At 53.5% G+C, this 15701-nt stretch carries 15 protein-coding genes; 1 reads left to right on the forward strand and 14 read right to left on the reverse strand.

Features of this window, described 5'->3' with window-relative positions:
- Positions 1-188 precede the first annotated feature (188 nt).
- The 3 genes from JG725_RS10695 to JG725_RS10705 all read right to left on the reverse strand — a co-directional run bounded on the left by JG725_RS10695 (position 189) and on the right by JG725_RS10705 (position 3052).
- Positions 189-1481, reverse strand: a complete 1293-nt coding sequence (locus JG725_RS10695; protein ID WP_233356394.1) for a glycoside hydrolase family 68 protein — start codon at positions 1479-1481, stop codon at positions 189-191.
- A gap of 279 nt (positions 1482-1760) precedes the next feature.
- On the reverse strand, positions 1761-2099 hold the full coding sequence (locus JG725_RS10700) for a phage holin, lambda family (RefSeq protein WP_172290228.1): 339 nt from the start codon (positions 2097-2099) through the stop codon (positions 1761-1763).
- A gap of 254 nt (positions 2100-2353) precedes the next feature.
- On the reverse strand, positions 2354-3052 hold the full coding sequence (locus JG725_RS10705) for an antitermination protein (protein WP_172290229.1): 699 nt from the start codon (positions 3050-3052) through the stop codon (positions 2354-2356).
- A gap of 422 nt (positions 3053-3474) precedes the next feature.
- On the opposite strand from JG725_RS10705, the gene JG725_RS10710 reads away from it, so the two are divergent.
- Positions 3475-4173, forward strand: a complete 699-nt coding sequence (locus JG725_RS10710; protein WP_172290230.1) for a helix-turn-helix transcriptional regulator — start codon at positions 3475-3477, stop codon at positions 4171-4173.
- Between the two features lie 104 nt (positions 4174-4277).
- Here JG725_RS10710 and JG725_RS10715 read toward each other — a convergent pair whose 3' ends face one another.
- From JG725_RS10715 to JG725_RS10765, 11 genes are all read right to left on the reverse strand, one after another.
- Positions 4278-4994 carry a 4'-phosphopantetheinyl transferase gene (locus JG725_RS10715; protein ID WP_172290231.1) on the reverse strand — a complete coding sequence of 239 codons (717 nt, stop codon included), beginning with the start codon at positions 4992-4994 and terminating at the stop codon, positions 4278-4280.
- 106 nt (positions 4995-5100) lie between these two features.
- Positions 5101-6378, reverse strand: a complete 1278-nt coding sequence (locus tag JG725_RS10720) for a NupC/NupG family nucleoside CNT transporter (protein WP_233356395.1) — start codon at positions 6376-6378, stop codon at positions 5101-5103.
- 313 nt (positions 6379-6691) lie between these two features.
- On the reverse strand, positions 6692-7516 hold the full coding sequence (locus tag JG725_RS10725; protein WP_172290232.1) for a TatD family hydrolase: 825 nt from the start codon (positions 7514-7516) through the stop codon (positions 6692-6694).
- A 94-nt stretch (positions 7517-7610) separates the two neighbouring features.
- Positions 7611-7799, reverse strand: coding sequence for a stress-response protein (locus tag JG725_RS10730; RefSeq protein WP_172290233.1), 189 nt, complete (start codon positions 7797-7799; stop codon positions 7611-7613).
- A 122-nt stretch (positions 7800-7921) separates the two neighbouring features.
- On the reverse strand, positions 7922-8083 hold the full coding sequence (locus JG725_RS10735) for a DUF1328 domain-containing protein (protein WP_000490275.1): 162 nt from the start codon (positions 8081-8083) through the stop codon (positions 7922-7924).
- Between the two features lie 163 nt (positions 8084-8246).
- A complete protein-coding gene (osmY, locus tag JG725_RS10740) occupies positions 8247-8861 on the reverse strand; it encodes a molecular chaperone OsmY (RefSeq protein ID WP_172290234.1) in 615 nt (204 codons plus the stop codon).
- A 485-nt stretch (positions 8862-9346) separates the two neighbouring features.
- Positions 9347-10936, reverse strand: coding sequence for a peptide chain release factor 3 (prfC, locus tag JG725_RS10745; protein WP_172290235.1), 1590 nt, complete (start codon positions 10934-10936; stop codon positions 9347-9349).
- A 235-nt stretch (positions 10937-11171) separates the two neighbouring features.
- Entirely contained in the window at positions 11172-11930 is a 759-nt protein-coding gene (gene dhbA / locus JG725_RS10750; RefSeq protein ID WP_172290236.1) for a 2,3-dihydro-2,3-dihydroxybenzoate dehydrogenase, read from the reverse strand.
- Positions 11927-12805, reverse strand: a complete 879-nt coding sequence (locus tag JG725_RS10755; RefSeq protein ID WP_172290237.1) for an isochorismatase — start codon at positions 12803-12805, stop codon at positions 11927-11929. The genes dhbA and JG725_RS10755 overlap by 4 nt, the downstream gene beginning before the upstream one ends.
- Positions 12805-14433, reverse strand: a complete 1629-nt coding sequence (locus JG725_RS10760; protein ID WP_199377956.1) for a (2,3-dihydroxybenzoyl)adenylate synthase — start codon at positions 14431-14433, stop codon at positions 12805-12807. The genes JG725_RS10755 and JG725_RS10760 overlap by 1 nt, the downstream gene beginning before the upstream one ends.
- Entirely contained in the window at positions 14430-15620 is a 1191-nt protein-coding gene (locus tag JG725_RS10765; protein ID WP_233356400.1) for an isochorismate synthase, read from the reverse strand. Before JG725_RS10765 ends, JG725_RS10760 begins: the two co-directional genes overlap by 4 nt.
- Positions 15621-15701 lie beyond the last annotated feature (81 nt).

Here is a 15701-nt window from a genome sequence, read left to right on the forward strand (position 1 = left end):
AAACCTGAGGAAGAGTGATGAAGCTTGATAACAGGCGGGGATGGGGCTTGTGGTGAATGTCAACGTAATAGACAACTGACTATCTCCCGGCTCCGGGCATAGTCCCTGCAAAGAAACCAGCCAGTTGGCTTTCCGGGTACCGGACTCTTTATAAAAAAGGAGCCGCCGCAGCGGCTCCCCGGCAGCGATTATCTCACCTCAACATCAATCATTGGGGGGATATAGCCATAGTCATACTCTTCCAGCACGAAGGTCTGTTCGCCTTTCAGTTTGATCGATACCGTCGGCGCTTCGGTGCCCCCGATGCGATAGGTATCTTCACCCGTTGGTACGGAATCAATGAAGGATGTCACCAACCCGTTAGGCATAACATAGTGCGAGTAGGTCTGGTAAGGCTGTGAAGGCGGATTGCCCAGAACCAGCCCGGAGCCGTTCAACGGAACATAAGGCCCGAACAGGTTTTCACTGACAAAACCGTACACGCCGTCAGGCCCAGTGAGGCCGTCGCCATAGGTAAACTTATGGCTGATGGTGAACAGGTAGTATTTTCCATCCTGGAAAACAAAGTGCGGACGCTCGGTCTGGTCATTTACGCCAACCGCCGTGATCAGCGGCGGCAGCAGTTCCCAATCATCCCCATCCTCATCACGGCACACCGCAATACCTACGCAGCCGGTCTGATAGTGGGAATTGCCGGCATCTTCATAGCCAGGAGGCACATCGCCCAGTTCCTCTTTTCCAACCACATGGGAACCGCGCTCGCCCGCAACGTTGCCTTCAAACAGCATATACAGTTTGCCGCTTTTCGGATCACGGAACGGGCAAGGATCGCGGAAGGCCCAGTAAGGGTTCTGGCTTTCGGTCTGGTACATTTTGCCATCGGCTTCAAACAGGATTTTCACCTTTTTAAAGCCCACCATTTCCACGCCGTTTTCTGTGGTCACCACACGTCCGCGCACTTTTACGATGGTCGCGCCCGGCGTCACCGCAGTGTAGTAAAGATCTATTTCACCGCGATCGTTCAGCAGAACCGGCGTACCCGCCCATTCGCGCGTCGTCGGTGAAACGCCTTCTTCCATGACGCGGCCGCCCAGGATCCAGTCTTTACCGGTGCGTGAATACCAGAAGTACATTTTTGCCCGGCCGTGACGGTCGTTCCAGTCGAGGGTAATGTCATAATTGCCCTGTTCGTCCTGATACTCCGGCGCGGTCGGGTTACGATCGGCGGTCAGGGTGAAAATAACCGACCAGCCGTTGACCGAGGCGATATTGCCGTCAATATCGCGCAGCGGCATGGTATCCCAGATAAACACGTCATCGCTCATGACCGGGAAATCGCCGCTGACCAACGGCTGGGTTGTGGTCGGATCGTATTCATTGACTTTCAGCGCATCTGCCCGCGACCAAATAGTCGGCTTATGCGGTTGAATACTTTTAAGAGCGGCTTTCTTACCTTGATTCAATTGATTAAGTTGATTCATAATATTTCTCTCTTGATAAAAATAAAATAAAACCAAAACATCAGGTTTGATATTCTGGCGACGTCTTTCTTTATAACGGATAATGTCCATATAATGACGGGCGCAAAAAACCCTTCCGCTGAAAAAGCAGAATAAATTCACTATTGGACTCAACAAAAAAACAAATGTATTTCAGACAATATTGCTTCAGATAAATGTTTTCATACACCTCCTTTTTTAAAAGATAACAACCCGAGCTATAAGAAAATAACTCATCAAGTAAGACATTACCTGATGAGTTTATTTCTTAGTGTTTTTTTCATTTTCCGTTCGTTCATTGAACAATCTCAATATACCGCGACGAATCTGCTCGACGCCGATAAAACCAATCATGCCGCCCAACGCCGGCGTCAATGTTTTAGGCAGCGAATAATACTCCAGAGATGCAACAGCAGTCAGCGTCAATGCCCCACACAGCGCGCCTTCCAGCAGCATACGCTGCCAGCCTCCACCGGTGTACGCAACGCGCAGTATCGCTATAAAAATAGACAGCAATACTCCCCCTGTGGGGACATCTCCGCGCCACCAGGCATGTATTAATTCATAAATGCCTGCCCAACTGAAGACATTACTTTGCATATTTACTCTTCCCCAATATGGATTAAACAAATAAGAAAATTCTTATCAAAGTCACCGCTCATAAATAATGCATAAAAAAAGCCCCGGGGTTATCCGGGGCTAAAATAAAAAAAGCCTGCAATCAGCAGGCTTTGTAATATATCTGTTTTCCGATGGCTCAATCACTACATCTCCATCATGGGAATAAATCTAACCAGTTTCGGACAAGAGTGCAAGCCTTAATTTAAAAAAAAGTGAATTTTATTTTCTGCGCTTTATTGTTGCGATGATGTAATCAGGGAAAATAGTCTTTCAGCGGCCGTAGATTCCTGATAACACTGGGCAATAAGAGAATCATAAAATACCTTCCAGTTTCGTGACCATGTGCGCTGCGTTAAATCAGGCACCAACGTTTTAATCACTTTATATACCGAGACCGACTTTACCGGCTTCATACCGCTGCCGCCGCAGCGGGGACAAACTTTCTCTATCGTCTCACCCGCCGCGCGAGAGGCGGCGAGATCCGTCACTTTGCCCCGGCCTTTGCAACGGCAGCGGTTTTGCGGATCGTCCGCCGTCCGGCTGTATTCCTCCACGGCCATTTTCGCCATCAGCACGATGCAGTTCGCCATCTGCCGGCCGGCTGCCTTTCCCACCCGCGCCGGCGCCTGTTTCAGGCCAAAACGGGCGATCCCCGCTATCGCTTTGTTTCTTTCATCAGGATCTTTGTTGTACTTGGCAAAGATAAGGCTAAGCCCCAATGCCTCGCGTGACTGGACGACTCCGAGGGCCAGCAGGATATCGCTATAGCTGTCCCGCGCGCCCGCGGAAGAAACGCTTCCTTTTCTGGCCTGACTTATGGGTCTGTTGCCGCTTTGGGGCCGATAAACATACGTGGGCGACGCTTCCCGGCATGTAAACATCGACGAGGCCGATTTGGGGCCGCACAGGCTAAGCGCATGTTCAATCTTCATTGTAGTATCTCCGTATAACAAGCTGAGACGCTACATCGCTTAAGCGCCCGAAACCGTGTTGATAATCCGAGGTTAGATAACCACAGTCTGGCCCTATTCGGATGACGCTTCTCCCCCACGCCCCCCATAATCGCCAAAGAGGGGGCAATCCTGTTTGTGGCCGGTTCAAGTACCCGGACCGTGCTCGCAACGGACGTATTGTCGATTTACGTTCCATAGAGTCTTTCCTTTCGATCTTACTGTTAAATCCTGGTGAATAACCGCGGCTGGCGGCCATTCTGTCTATGTGCTTTGTCAGCCACCTAGTCAAAATTCAGTCATTTTTTTGTTGATTTTATCATCCGTAAAGCAGACTATAGTCAACGCCAATCAACAATACAACGAATAAATCAACACAGTGTTTATTTTTTAAGTTGGTAAAAATGACAGAGCTAACCGAACGCCTGCGCCATCTGATGCGCGAAGAGGGAATGAAGCAAAAGGATTTGGCAAAGATTGTGGGTACGTCACCTCAAACAGTAAACAACTGGTTAAAACGCGGAACGCTGAGTCGCGAATCCGCCCAGGCCATCAATGAAAAAACCGGCTACTCATTAGACTGGTTACTTAGTGGCATTGGTCAGCCGAAGCCAGAAAGCAGCAATTTCAAGGTTTCCCGCCTGCATGTCACCGAGTGGGAAAGCATTGATAACGATGATGACGAATTTGTGGAGGTTCCATTGTTAGGCGTCAGGCTATCAGCCGGAGGGGGCGCGTATGATATTGATGAAGATGAAGTTTATGCACTCCCCTTTCGTTCTCATACTTTAAGGCGGCTGGGTATCCGGGTGGAAGATACCCGCGTGGTTACCGTCATGGGCGACAGTATGGAACCCAAGCTGTCGGACGGCGACAAAGTCGCCGTCAACCTGTCGGACAGACAGATCCGGGACGGCAAAATGTATGCCATTCGCATGGGTGAGTTGCAACGCGTAAAAGCGCTGATCAAACGGCCCGACGGAAGTATCATCGTGCGTTCTTACAACTCGGCCTATGAAGACGAGGTTGTCACTAAAGAACAAATTATCAACGGTGAACTGGCCGTTATCGGGCGCGTATGGTGGGTATCCGCACTGGTGTGAACGGCCGCTCCCCTAAGCCGCTGACGACGATTTCCGCTTCGCACGCGGCATTGACGGGCGACAACCACTCGCACAACCGGCCCGCGTATTAGCGGGCCGGTTGGTTAACAACAGAGAAAGGTTGCAATATCATACGACCTTTTCAGGAAAGTCCCCCGAAAGCGGCGGCCCGCGTGGAACATTGGCGTTAAATCAGTCTGTAGTTCCAGTTCAAAAGTCTGTCTGGCGCTGTCCAACGCGACCATTCTGGCATCCAGAAAATCGAAATAGCGTTTAACCTGCGGATACAACGCCTTAAATAAACTCTCTTTGGCGGAAAAGCTAAGCGTCAATAAACAGCGGAATTCATCATTCTGCGCGTTCAGCCACTGATATTCCTCTTCATCCACAATACCGGGCCACAACGCCTGCGCGCGTTCAGCAGACAGAAAAGTCTCGATATCGACGCCGACGCAGGAAAGATCCGTACTGCGGATATGTGCTGCGCACAATACGCTATCCGCATTATGGCTCAAGGAACCGGCGATATTTTCAGGCCATTGCGGAGATCGATCCTCGCCGCTGTGCAGGACGAAATCGACAATCCCCAGTTTACGCACCACCTGTCTGGCCAAACAGCGGCCTGCCAGAAACTCGGCACGACGTTTCGGCACGGAACGTTCAAGCGCATCGGAAAACGGAATCTCAGCCTCGGTAAACAACACGTCGGAGTAGGCGGACAAATGGAAATGACAGCGGGCGCTAAAACCAGGGTACATGGCGCCATCCATTGCCTGCGGGAACGTTATCCATTCAACATCATTAATAAAAGCAGCAAGCATGTTACTTTACTCTTGAAGGAGAAATCACTTTCAGGGCAATCCAGCACCTCAGCCTTCAATAAATATAATGGGCGGCTCCCACCCATTATCACTCAACCAAGAACCATTACAGCGCTAAAAAGAACCCGGCGATGCTGGCGCTCATCAGGTTTGAAAGCGTACCCGCGGTGACGGCTTTCAAACCAAACCTGGCAATATCCTGACGCCGCGTCGGCGCCATACTGCCCAGTCCTCCAATAAGGATAGCTATCGATGACAAGTTAGCAAACCCACAAAGTGCGAACGAAATAATGGCCTTGGTATGATCGGACAACACCTGTAAACCAGCGGCCGCCACCACCTCGTCGGCTTTCAAATACCCGCTAAAATTCATATAGGCCACAAACTCATTGACGATCAGCTTTTGACCAATAAACGATCCGGCGATAGTCGCTTCATTCCAGGGAACGCCGATCAAAAACGCCACTGGCGAAAAGATCCAGCCTAAAATCAATTCCAGCGACAACTGCGGATAGTTAAACCAACCGCCCACGCCGCCCAGAATACCGTTAAGCAATGCGATCAGCGCGATAAACGCCAGCAGCATCGCGCCCACGTTCAGCGCCAGTTGCATACCGGAAGCCGCGCCGCTGGCCGCCGCATCAATCACGTTGGCGGGCCGATCGTTTTCATCGACAAAGCCGGACATCTCCTCCCGGTCATGGGTGCTTTCCGTTTCAGGCACCATCAGCTTGGCAAACAACAGCCCGCCGGGAGCCGCCATAAAGGAGGCCGCGATCAGGTATTCCAGCGGCACGCCCATCTGCGCATAACCGGCCATGACCGAACCGGCGATAGAGGCCAGACCGCCACACATAACGGCAAATAATTCCGACTGCGTCATACCGGCGATATACGGGCGCACCACCAGCGGCGCTTCTGTCTGACCGACGAAAATATTCGCGGTGGCGGAAAGCGATTCCGTGCGCGACGTGCCCAGCAGTTTCTGCAAGCCGCCGCCAAGCAAGCGAATCACCCACTGCATAACGCCCATGTAATAGAGCACGGCGATGAGTGATGAAAAGAAAACGATAATTGGCAGCACGCGAAGCGCAAAAACAAAACCGCCGCCGCCGAAGACTTCAAACATTTGGTCGGAAACCAGGCCGCCGAACATAAAAGAGACGCCCTGATTACCATAAGAAATGATATTGGCCACACCTTCCGTCATGCCCCCCAGCACTTTGCGTCCTAACGGAACATATAACACCAATGCGCCAATACCGATCTGAATCAGGAAAGCGCCCAATACCGTGCGTAGCCTGATGGCCTTGCGATTGCTGGAAATCAGGACGGCAAATAATACAAGTGCCGCCATGCCGATGAGACTCATGAAGAGTTGCATGTGAAGTTCCCTTTAGCGCGAGATAACGATAATTTTTTGCTAACAACCCGTTGTGATAACCATCAGTCGTTATAAAAATGAGAAGCCGATCGCCCGACAAAGCAGGAGACAGGTGACTTATCAGCCGAGCCGAGCCGATTATAAAGGCACGCTTTGAGCCGTAGCCAACTTATGTCACAAATATATACAACATCGAATGGTTGAAAACACATAATAGTGATCTGCATCACAATTTCATTGCCATTATATGAAAAAACAATGGCTATTTTGGAGGGAACTTCATGGAAAACGGCTTTTAAACGCCAATTATGGTCTACCCGTACTGCGGCAATCCGAACAGTCTGAGCGTATTGCGATATACCGCCGTTGCGATATCCGCGGCGGGTTCAGGCCGCAGTTGGCAAAGCGACTGAAAAACCGCCGTTACCCGCTCAGGGCGATTTGGCTCCCCCTGATAGCCATAAACGGGCATATCCGGCGCGTCGGTTTCCAGCAACAAGCAACTGAGCGGTAAACGGGCGATCGCCTGACGGCTTTTGTTGGCGCGAGGATAGGTAATCGTTCCGCCCACGCCGATATAATAACCTAAGCGAACGAATGCCTGCGCCTGTTCCAGGCTTCCGGCGAAGCCGTGGATCACGCCGGTACGCGGCACCTCAACACGACGCAACAATTGCGCCAGTCGATCGTGGCTGCGGCGCGAGTGCAGAATGACCGGCAGATCATACTGCTTCGCCAACCTGAGTTGAGCCTCAAGCAGGTGATATTGCCGCTCAAACTGCGGCTCTTGCATATAAAGATCCAGCCCGATTTCTCCCACGGCGACCATCTTGGCGGGCTTTTGACGCAGCTGCGCCGCCAATAGTTCGAGATCGGCATCACGATGATGGGAAATATACAGCGGGTGCAACCCAAGAGCCGCATAGAGAGATGAGTGGCGGCGCGCCAGCGAGAGCACTCGCTCAAAGCGACAGGATTCGACGGCGGGGATAATAATTCGCTCGATACCTGCTTCCGAGGCCAGACGCAGGCTTGCCAGTTCATTCTCGCCGAACAGCGGGAAGTCGAAATGGCAGTGAGTATCAATAAAGGTATGCCGGGCGGCGGTATTTTCTGCCAGCCGGTTTTCAATCGTCATAGGCTTGACCGGGGTAATGAACGTGCCGAATCAACCCCGTCGCCGAGGCCCGAAAACGGGCAACGGAAAGACGCATTTCCAATCTGGACGCCCCTCAGTGTAAAACTTTCTTTTCCGAGGAGAGCTTATCATGCTGTTTTCCGTAATCTTCCTGGAGTATCCCGGATAAATAACCGTTATTCGCCTCCAGCCAGGCGCAGTCGCTGTCAAACCATTCGGCCCACATCGCCCAGAAATTCCCTTTCCACTGTTTCCATTTGCCAACTGCTATATCACTATTCATCATAGACCTCCTGATAAAACATCGAGTTCAGCAAATACCTCAAACAGGGTGTCAAATAAATATGACAGCCATATGGCATGGCTGCCCTGTCTTCATCCTCTTCTAATAATTTATACGCTTATCTAGGGCCGTTTGCGACCCATAAACAAACTTACCAGGAACAAAATAATCCCGACAACGAAGACGATTTTAGCCGCACCTGCCGCCGTACCCGCCAGACCACCAAAACCTAATGCCGCAGCGATCAGAGCGATAACTAAAAAGATAATACCCCAACGAAACATATGCTCTCCTTACCAAAAAAATTAAAAATCATGGCGATCGTCCTGACACTGATAATGCATCCTGATTGCGTATCCAGGTGGTAATGCCTTGTTTTGCAGGTTCAGGTCATAACGGGTTATCCGCCAGAGCGGATAACCCGGTTTATATATTTAAAATTAACGGTTATGACTTAATCGTTAAGTCGTTTTTGACGCTTTTTACGCCGTCAACGGCTTTGGCGATACTTTCAGCACGCGCTGACTGAGCCTGGTTATCAACTTCACCGCTCAACAGCACGACGCCTTCATGCGTCTCAACCTTCACCTTACGCGAAGGAACAATATCGTCCGCCAGCAATTTGGCCTTAATCGAACTGGTGGTCATGGCATCACCCGCATAAGCGCCGACAGACTGCGAGGTATTATCCTTAACCTGGAGTTTGTCGCTCACCGACTGCACACCCTCGATTTTCGTCGCGATGTCTACCGCGCGAGTGGCCAGCGCCTGGCTGCCGACGAATCCGCTCAGGGTGACGACGCCATTAGTGGTCTCAACGGAGATATCGCCGCTGGTGATGGTTTTATCTTCCAGCAAGGCGCTTTTCACCTTTGCCGTGGTTGCGCTGTCACTCATGTAACCTGACGCTTTATTGGCGGAGCTATCCACTTTTTCACCTGTAGTGTTGGCGATACGTTGTACTTTTTGCCCAAACGTATCGTCTGCCAGCGCATTACCGCCGACCAGAATCGAACCCAGAGCGACGGCGATCAATGATTGTGTGAGTTTGGTCTTTTTCATCAATATCTTCCTTTATGTTTTTATGTGCCCGACACATAGCGATGCGGGCTGCATTAACGCAGAGTGATTGCCAATGCCATTCAAAATATTGCCGTAACCTCATGTCGTTGATTAAATGCACCCGTCATTAACGTCATCTAAACCAAAATAAACAGAGTACAGTTCCTAAAATAGGAAAAAATGCAATATAAAGAACTAGCTAAAATTGCGTTAACAGGTAAACAAACTAGAAACACTTAACACGTTGTTAACTATAGACCACGGAAAAGGAAATCACAGGACGATAAAGAGAAAAGAACGGGAACCGGCGGCAATTCAGATTTGTCTGTGGCGGGTTTTTCCGCCATAACCTCGGGCAATATATGACTAATTAGTTGATAAATAATAAAAAATATAAACAAAACGCCCGAATCGAACCGCATTTATCGCTATTCGAGCGGGCGCTTAAATTTCACACAAAACGCTGATTACTTATACAGCTCGGATTAATGTTCGCGCGTTTTATGGAACATGACTTCAGGGTAACGTTCCCGCGTCAGGTTCAGGTTGACCATGGTCGGGGCGACATAAGCCAGATTGTCGCCGCCATCCAACGCCAGATGCTGTTCGTTCTTGCGTTTGAACTCTTCAAACTTTTTCACATCGCCGCATTCGACCCAGCGCGCGGTGGAAACATTAACCGATTCGTAGATAGCTTCCACGTTGTATTCGGTCTTCAGCCGCGCGACCACCACGTCAAACTGCAACACGCCCACAGCGCCGACGATAAGATCGTTGTTGGTCAACGGACGGAATACCTGTACCGCGCCCTCTTCCGAAAGCTGCACCAACCCCTTCAGCAATTGTTTTTGCTTCAACGGATCGCGCAGACGGATGCGGCGGAACATTTCCGGGGCGAAGTTGGGAATACCGGTGAACTTCATCTCTTCACCCTGGGTAAAGGTATCCCCAATCTGGATGGTGCCGTGGTTATGCAACCCGATGATATCTCCCGCATAGGCCTCTTCGACGTGCGAACGGTCGCCGGCCATAAAAGTCAGCGCATCGGAAATCACCACATCTTTGCCGGTACGCACCTGACGCAGCTTCATGCCTTTCTCATATTTACCGGACACCACGCGCATAAACGCCACCCGGTCGCGGTGTTTCGGATCCATATTGGCCTGGATTTTAAATACGAAACCGGTGAATTTCTGTTCGTCGGCGACCACTTCGCGCGTATCGGTTTTACGCGGCATCGGCGCCGGCGCCCAGTCAACCAGGCCGTCCAGCATATGGTCGACGCCAAAGTTACCCAGCGCCGTACCGAAAAACACCGGAGTCAGATCGCCGGACAGAAACGCCTCCAGTTCAAACTCGTGCGACGCCCCTTTAACCAGCTCAAGTTCTTCACGCAGTTGCATCGCCAGATCTTCGCCAATCGCCACGTCCAGATCCGGGTTATCCAATCCTTTGATGATGCGGACTTCCTGGATCGTATGACCTTTACCGGACTGATAAAGATAGGTTTCGTCTTTATAGAGGTGATAAACGCCTTTGAACAGCTTGCCGCAGCCAATAGGCCAGGTGATAGGCGCGCAGGCGATTTTCAGCTCGTTTTCCACTTCATCCAGCACTTCCATCGGATCGCGGATGTCACGGTCGAGTTTGTTCATGAAAGTCAGGATCGGCGTATCACGCAGACGAGTCACGTCCATCAGCTTACGGGTACGATCTTCGACCCCTTTCGCCGCGTCAATCACCATCAGGCAGCAGTCCACCGCCGTCAGGGTGCGGTAGGTATCCTCAGAGAAGTCCTCATGCCCCGGGGTATCAAGCAAATTGACCAGACAGTCATGATAGGGAAACTGCATAACGGATGTGGTAATGGAGATACCGCGCTGTTTTTCCATCTCCATCCAGTCGGATTTCGCATGCTGGCTCGAACCCCGCCCTTTTACCGTACCGGCGGTCTGGATCGCCTGTCCGAACAGTAATACTTTTTCGGTAATTGTGGTTTTACCGGCATCGGGGTGGGAAATGATGGCGAAAGTTCTTCTTTTCGAGACTTCGCGGGCGTATTCACTTGGAGACATGATTTTCAGGTTTCTTCTGTTAGCCACCCGGCGTCAGCATCAAATCACCTCGATGTCAGCGTCAGGCAAAGCGGAAATAAAAGAGAGTAAGCCGGGTATTTTCCCTGATTTAACGGTTATACACAATCAGTGACTGAAAGCGGCGGATATCACCGGTCATATGCCAGGCAGGCGCTCAACCTGCCTGGCACCGATGAATAACGGAATCTTTTACCGGCTTTATCGATGGCGATGCTCAGGCGCCCAGCGTGGCGCCGCCATCAATGACGATATCCTGTAGCGTAATATGACCGGCCAGATCGGAGGCCATAAATAAAATGGCGTCGGCAATCTCCTGCGGACGGGCGATTTTCCCCAGCGGAATGCCCAGTTTGAATTGTTCGGGAAAACCGGCGATGGTTTGCCGCTCCGACTCTGGAGCGTGCCACAGGGTGCGTTGCATCGGCGTATCCGTCGAGCCTGGCGAGATCACATTACAGCGCACGCCGTAGGGCGCCAGCTCCAGCCCCACCGTCAGACACAGGCTGCGCAGCGCCGCTTTCGAGGCGCAGTAGGCGGCCATGCCCACCCGGGGAACATGCGCGGCATTGGAGGCCACCGTAACAATCGCCCCGCCGCGCTGACGCTGAAACTGCGGGATCGTCGCCTGAAACAGGTTGAATGCCCCGCCCGCGTTGACCGCCAGACAATCCTGCCAGTCCTGCTGACTGAGCGTTTCCGCCGCCCCCATCCGCAAAATGCCGGCCCCGTTGACCAGCACATCCAACCGCGGCGTTTGCGATAGCCGTTCGGCGCAACGCGCCGCCACGGCGTCGGCATCGCTGATATCCAGCAGGCAAGGGGTAAAAGGCGGCGCGCCGTCGGAGAACGCCCGATCGAAACCCACCACCTCGGCCCCGGCCTGTACGAAACGACAAGCCGTTTCGTAACCGATGCCGCGGCCTGCGCCGGTTACCCACACCTGCTTCCCGGTGAAATCAAGTTGGCTGCTCATGCTTCCTCCCGCTGTACGGCCGTCAGCAGCGAGATCCAGTGGTTGATGGTCGGGGTTTTTACCAACGTGACGAAATCCACCTCGTGGCCCTGCTGACGCCAGCGGCTCACCAGCGACATGATGCGCACGGAGTCCAGTCCGTAATCCAGCAGGTTTTCGTCATCGCCCACCTCACCGCAGTCGTCGTCCAGAAACGGCAGCAGCTCCGCCCGCAGGCTGGCGTGACTGTATTCCGCCGCCGAGGGCGCAGAAGCGATCAACTGGCCGGTGGTGACCACCCGCCCGCAGCGGCCGGCGCTATAGCGCAGGGCCATCATGTGCTCGTCCAGCGAGAAATCGGCCAGCGCGTCAGCCACCATAAACGGTTTGATATCGCGCATAAAGGCGTCATTGGCGGTGGTCAGACAGCCGATGTGGGCATAAATCCCGCAGATAATCAGCTGGTTACGTCCGGCATCGCGCAGTCGCTGCTCCAGGTCGGTGCGCAGAAACGCGCTGTAGCGCCATTTTACCAGCACGGTATCGCCGCTGTCGGGCGTCAGCGCATCAGTGATTTTCTGCTGCTCGGGATAGTTGTTCAGCCCCGGCCCCCACATATCGTTCAACAATGCCCTGTCGGCCGCGCTCTGGTTGTTCGGCTGCGCGGTGTAGAACACCGGAATAGCGTGCTGACGACAGAAATCCTTCAGACGAACAATATTTTCGATAAGCCGGGCGGTCAGCGGACTGTTTTCCCCCCAGAAATTAAGAAAATAGTGCTGCATATCGTGGATTAACAACGCCGCGCGCGGCGTTTCCAACGGCCAGCTCACTTTGTTGTCAGGCAGGGACGCCGCCGACGGCAGAGGATAGCTATTCAGTTTGGGAATACTCATCAGTGACTCTCCTGCAACGGTTGCGTAAGCTGTTGCGCCATCTCGCGCAACCGTTGTTTATCGACTTTTCCGACCGGTGTTTCCGGTAACGCCGGCAGGCTGGTAAAACGATCCGGTAATTTATAATCGGCAATGCCCTGTTCGCGCAGGTGACGGCGCAGCGCCACGGATTTGATCGCTTCCCGGCAAACGACGAAAGCGCAGCTTTTTTCCCCCATCAGCGGATCGGGGATGGCGACCAGCGCGGCGTTAATCACCTGCGGGTGGCGTAACAGCAGATTTTCGATCTCTTCGGCGGCAATCTTTTCGCCCCCGCGGTTAATCTGATCTTTCTCCCGCCCCACCACCTGTAGGTGGCCGTCCTGGTGTTGGATCACCACATCGCCGGAGCAGTAGAAGCCCTGCTCATCAAACACCTGTTGGTTATGATGCGGACTGCGGTAATAACCGCGAAAGGTGTAGGGACCGCGGGTCATCAGCCGCCCGGCCTGCCCACAGGGCTGGGGATGCCCTTCGGCATCGGCCACCCAGACTTCGTCGTCCGGGCTGATCGGACGCCCCTGGGTGGTGAAGATGACGCTGTCATCGTCATCAAGGCGGGTATAGTTCACCAGCCCTTCCGCCATGCCGAAAACCTGTTGCAGTCGGCATCCCAGTTCGGCGGGGATGCGGCAAGCCAGCGCCTCGCTCAGCCGTGCCCCGCCGACCTGTAATAACGTCAGGCTTTGCAACGCGTTACGCTGACCGAGCAGAGAAACGGCTTCCAGCCACAGCGTTACCGCAGGCGGCACCAGCGCCGTCACGTTAACCCGATGCCGTTCAATCAGCGGAAAACAGTGGTCGGCGCTGGGATCGGCGGCCATCACCACCGTTCCCCCGGCATAAAATACGCCCAGTGCGCCCGGCGAACTTAACGGATAATTATGAGCGGCCGGTAAGGCGCACAGATAACGAGTATCGGCGTCAAAATGACAAATTTCCACGCTGGCGCGAATACTGTAGTAGTAATCGTTATGGGTGCGGGGGATCAGTTTCGGCGTGCCGGTACTGCCGCCGGACAGTTGAAAAAACGCCACTTCATCCGGCGGCGTCGGCGAGGAAGCTTCATCGTTCCCCGTTTCCTGAAGCAGATGATTTAAATCGCGGTCGGGGTTTTCATCGCCACGCAGGATCGCCAGTTGTAAAGAAGGGGTGATCTGACGTAACGCATCAATAAACCTATCGTCATGAAACAGGTCATGACGGCGATCGGCGATCAGCAGCGCCGGGGCTATCTGTTGCGCATAGGCGCTCAATTCGCTGCGCTGATGATTGAACAGCGCATTCACCGGCACCACGCCAATACGCAGCAAGGCGAAATAGGTCAGGTAAAATTCGGCGATATTGCCCAACTGCACCAGCGCCGTTTGTCCGCGCCGTACGCCGCGACGGGTCAGTGCGCCAGCCAGCCGGTCGACATGCTGGTTTAGCTCGCGGTAGCTGAAGCGGCGCTCGCCGTCGATCAGCGCCGGCGCGTCATTATCCCGGTGACGGCTGAGGATATCGTCCAGCGGCCGGTCAATCCAATAGCCGCGCTCACGGTAGCGCCGTTCCAGCGCCGCGGGCCAGCGGTTGAATTCGATCATCATGCGACACACTCCCGGTGATCGGTTATTCCAAAGGCATGCAGCATGGTGCTCAGCTTCACGCCGGTTTCGTTCCATTCGGAAACCGGCTGCGAATCCGGCACAATGCCGGCGCCGGCAAACAATCGCACCCGGTTTTCACGCACTTCGCCACAGCGGATAGTGACCACCCATTCACCGTTACCCTGCGCATCGCACCAACCGACGATGCCGCCGAACAGCCCGCGTTCGAACGGCTCAAGATCGGCGATTAACCGCCGCGCCGTGTCGGTGGGATAACCGCACAACGCGGGCGTAGGATGAAGTAAACAGGCCAGCGACAAGGCGTTGTCGGCATCAGTCGCCGTTTCGCCGCTGATGGCGGTCGCCAGATGCCATAGCGTGGCGGTGGAGAGCAATTGCGGCGTCTCGGGGATGTGCAATTGGCGACAGCGGGAGGTCAACACCCGGCGCATTTCGTTAATCACCACCCGATGCTCATAACCATCCTTTGCCGAATCCAGCAATTGTTGTCCGGCGCGCCGATCGGCTGGCGGAATGTTGGCGCGCGCCGCCGATCCGGCCAGCGGCGTGGAGTGCAGATCACGGCCCGACTTGCGTAACAATAGCTCAGGGCTGGCGCCCAGCAGCGCGCCATCGTCCAGGGGAACGTAAAAATGATAGGCGTCGGGTTCGCGAGCCAGCAGACGCGCCAACAGCACCCGATGATCGACCGGCGCGCTGAGTTCGATATCCAGCAGGCGCGAGAGCACGACCTTGGTTAATTTTCCCTCCCGCGTCGCCCTCACGGCCTGACTCGCCAAATCGATAAAAATATCCCGGTTTGGGCGTGGCTGGGTTGTCACGATATCCGGTAATGAAGGACAATCATTGAGTACCGGCATGGTTAGGCCGGTGCGACAAAACCAGTGGCTTTGCCGGGGAATAAACAGCGCCGACGGACGGGACGCATCAAAGGGGATGGCGCCAACCACCACCGGTTCGGCGATGCCCGCCGCCCTTGCGCGCGCAAACGCCTGTTGCAGCGTGCGCTGAAAGACGCCGCCGGTATCAAAGCCATCGCCGGCGGGCGTCGTCAACGCCATAAAACGACCTTGTGTATACAGGCTACGGAAGGGAGAACTGAAAAAGAACCCTGAATCTGGCTGCCAGCCACGGTTCTCCTCTTGCGTGACATTGTCCCTAATCAAACGGTACACTCGCAACCTCCGGTATAATTCATAATGATAACGATTATGATAACTATCATCATTAATAGGTTTGCGTAACAA

It is taken from the genome of Brenneria sp. L3-3C-1 (genome assembly GCF_016456245.1).
Taxonomy (GTDB): Bacteria; Pseudomonadota; Gammaproteobacteria; order Enterobacterales; family Enterobacteriaceae; genus Brenneria.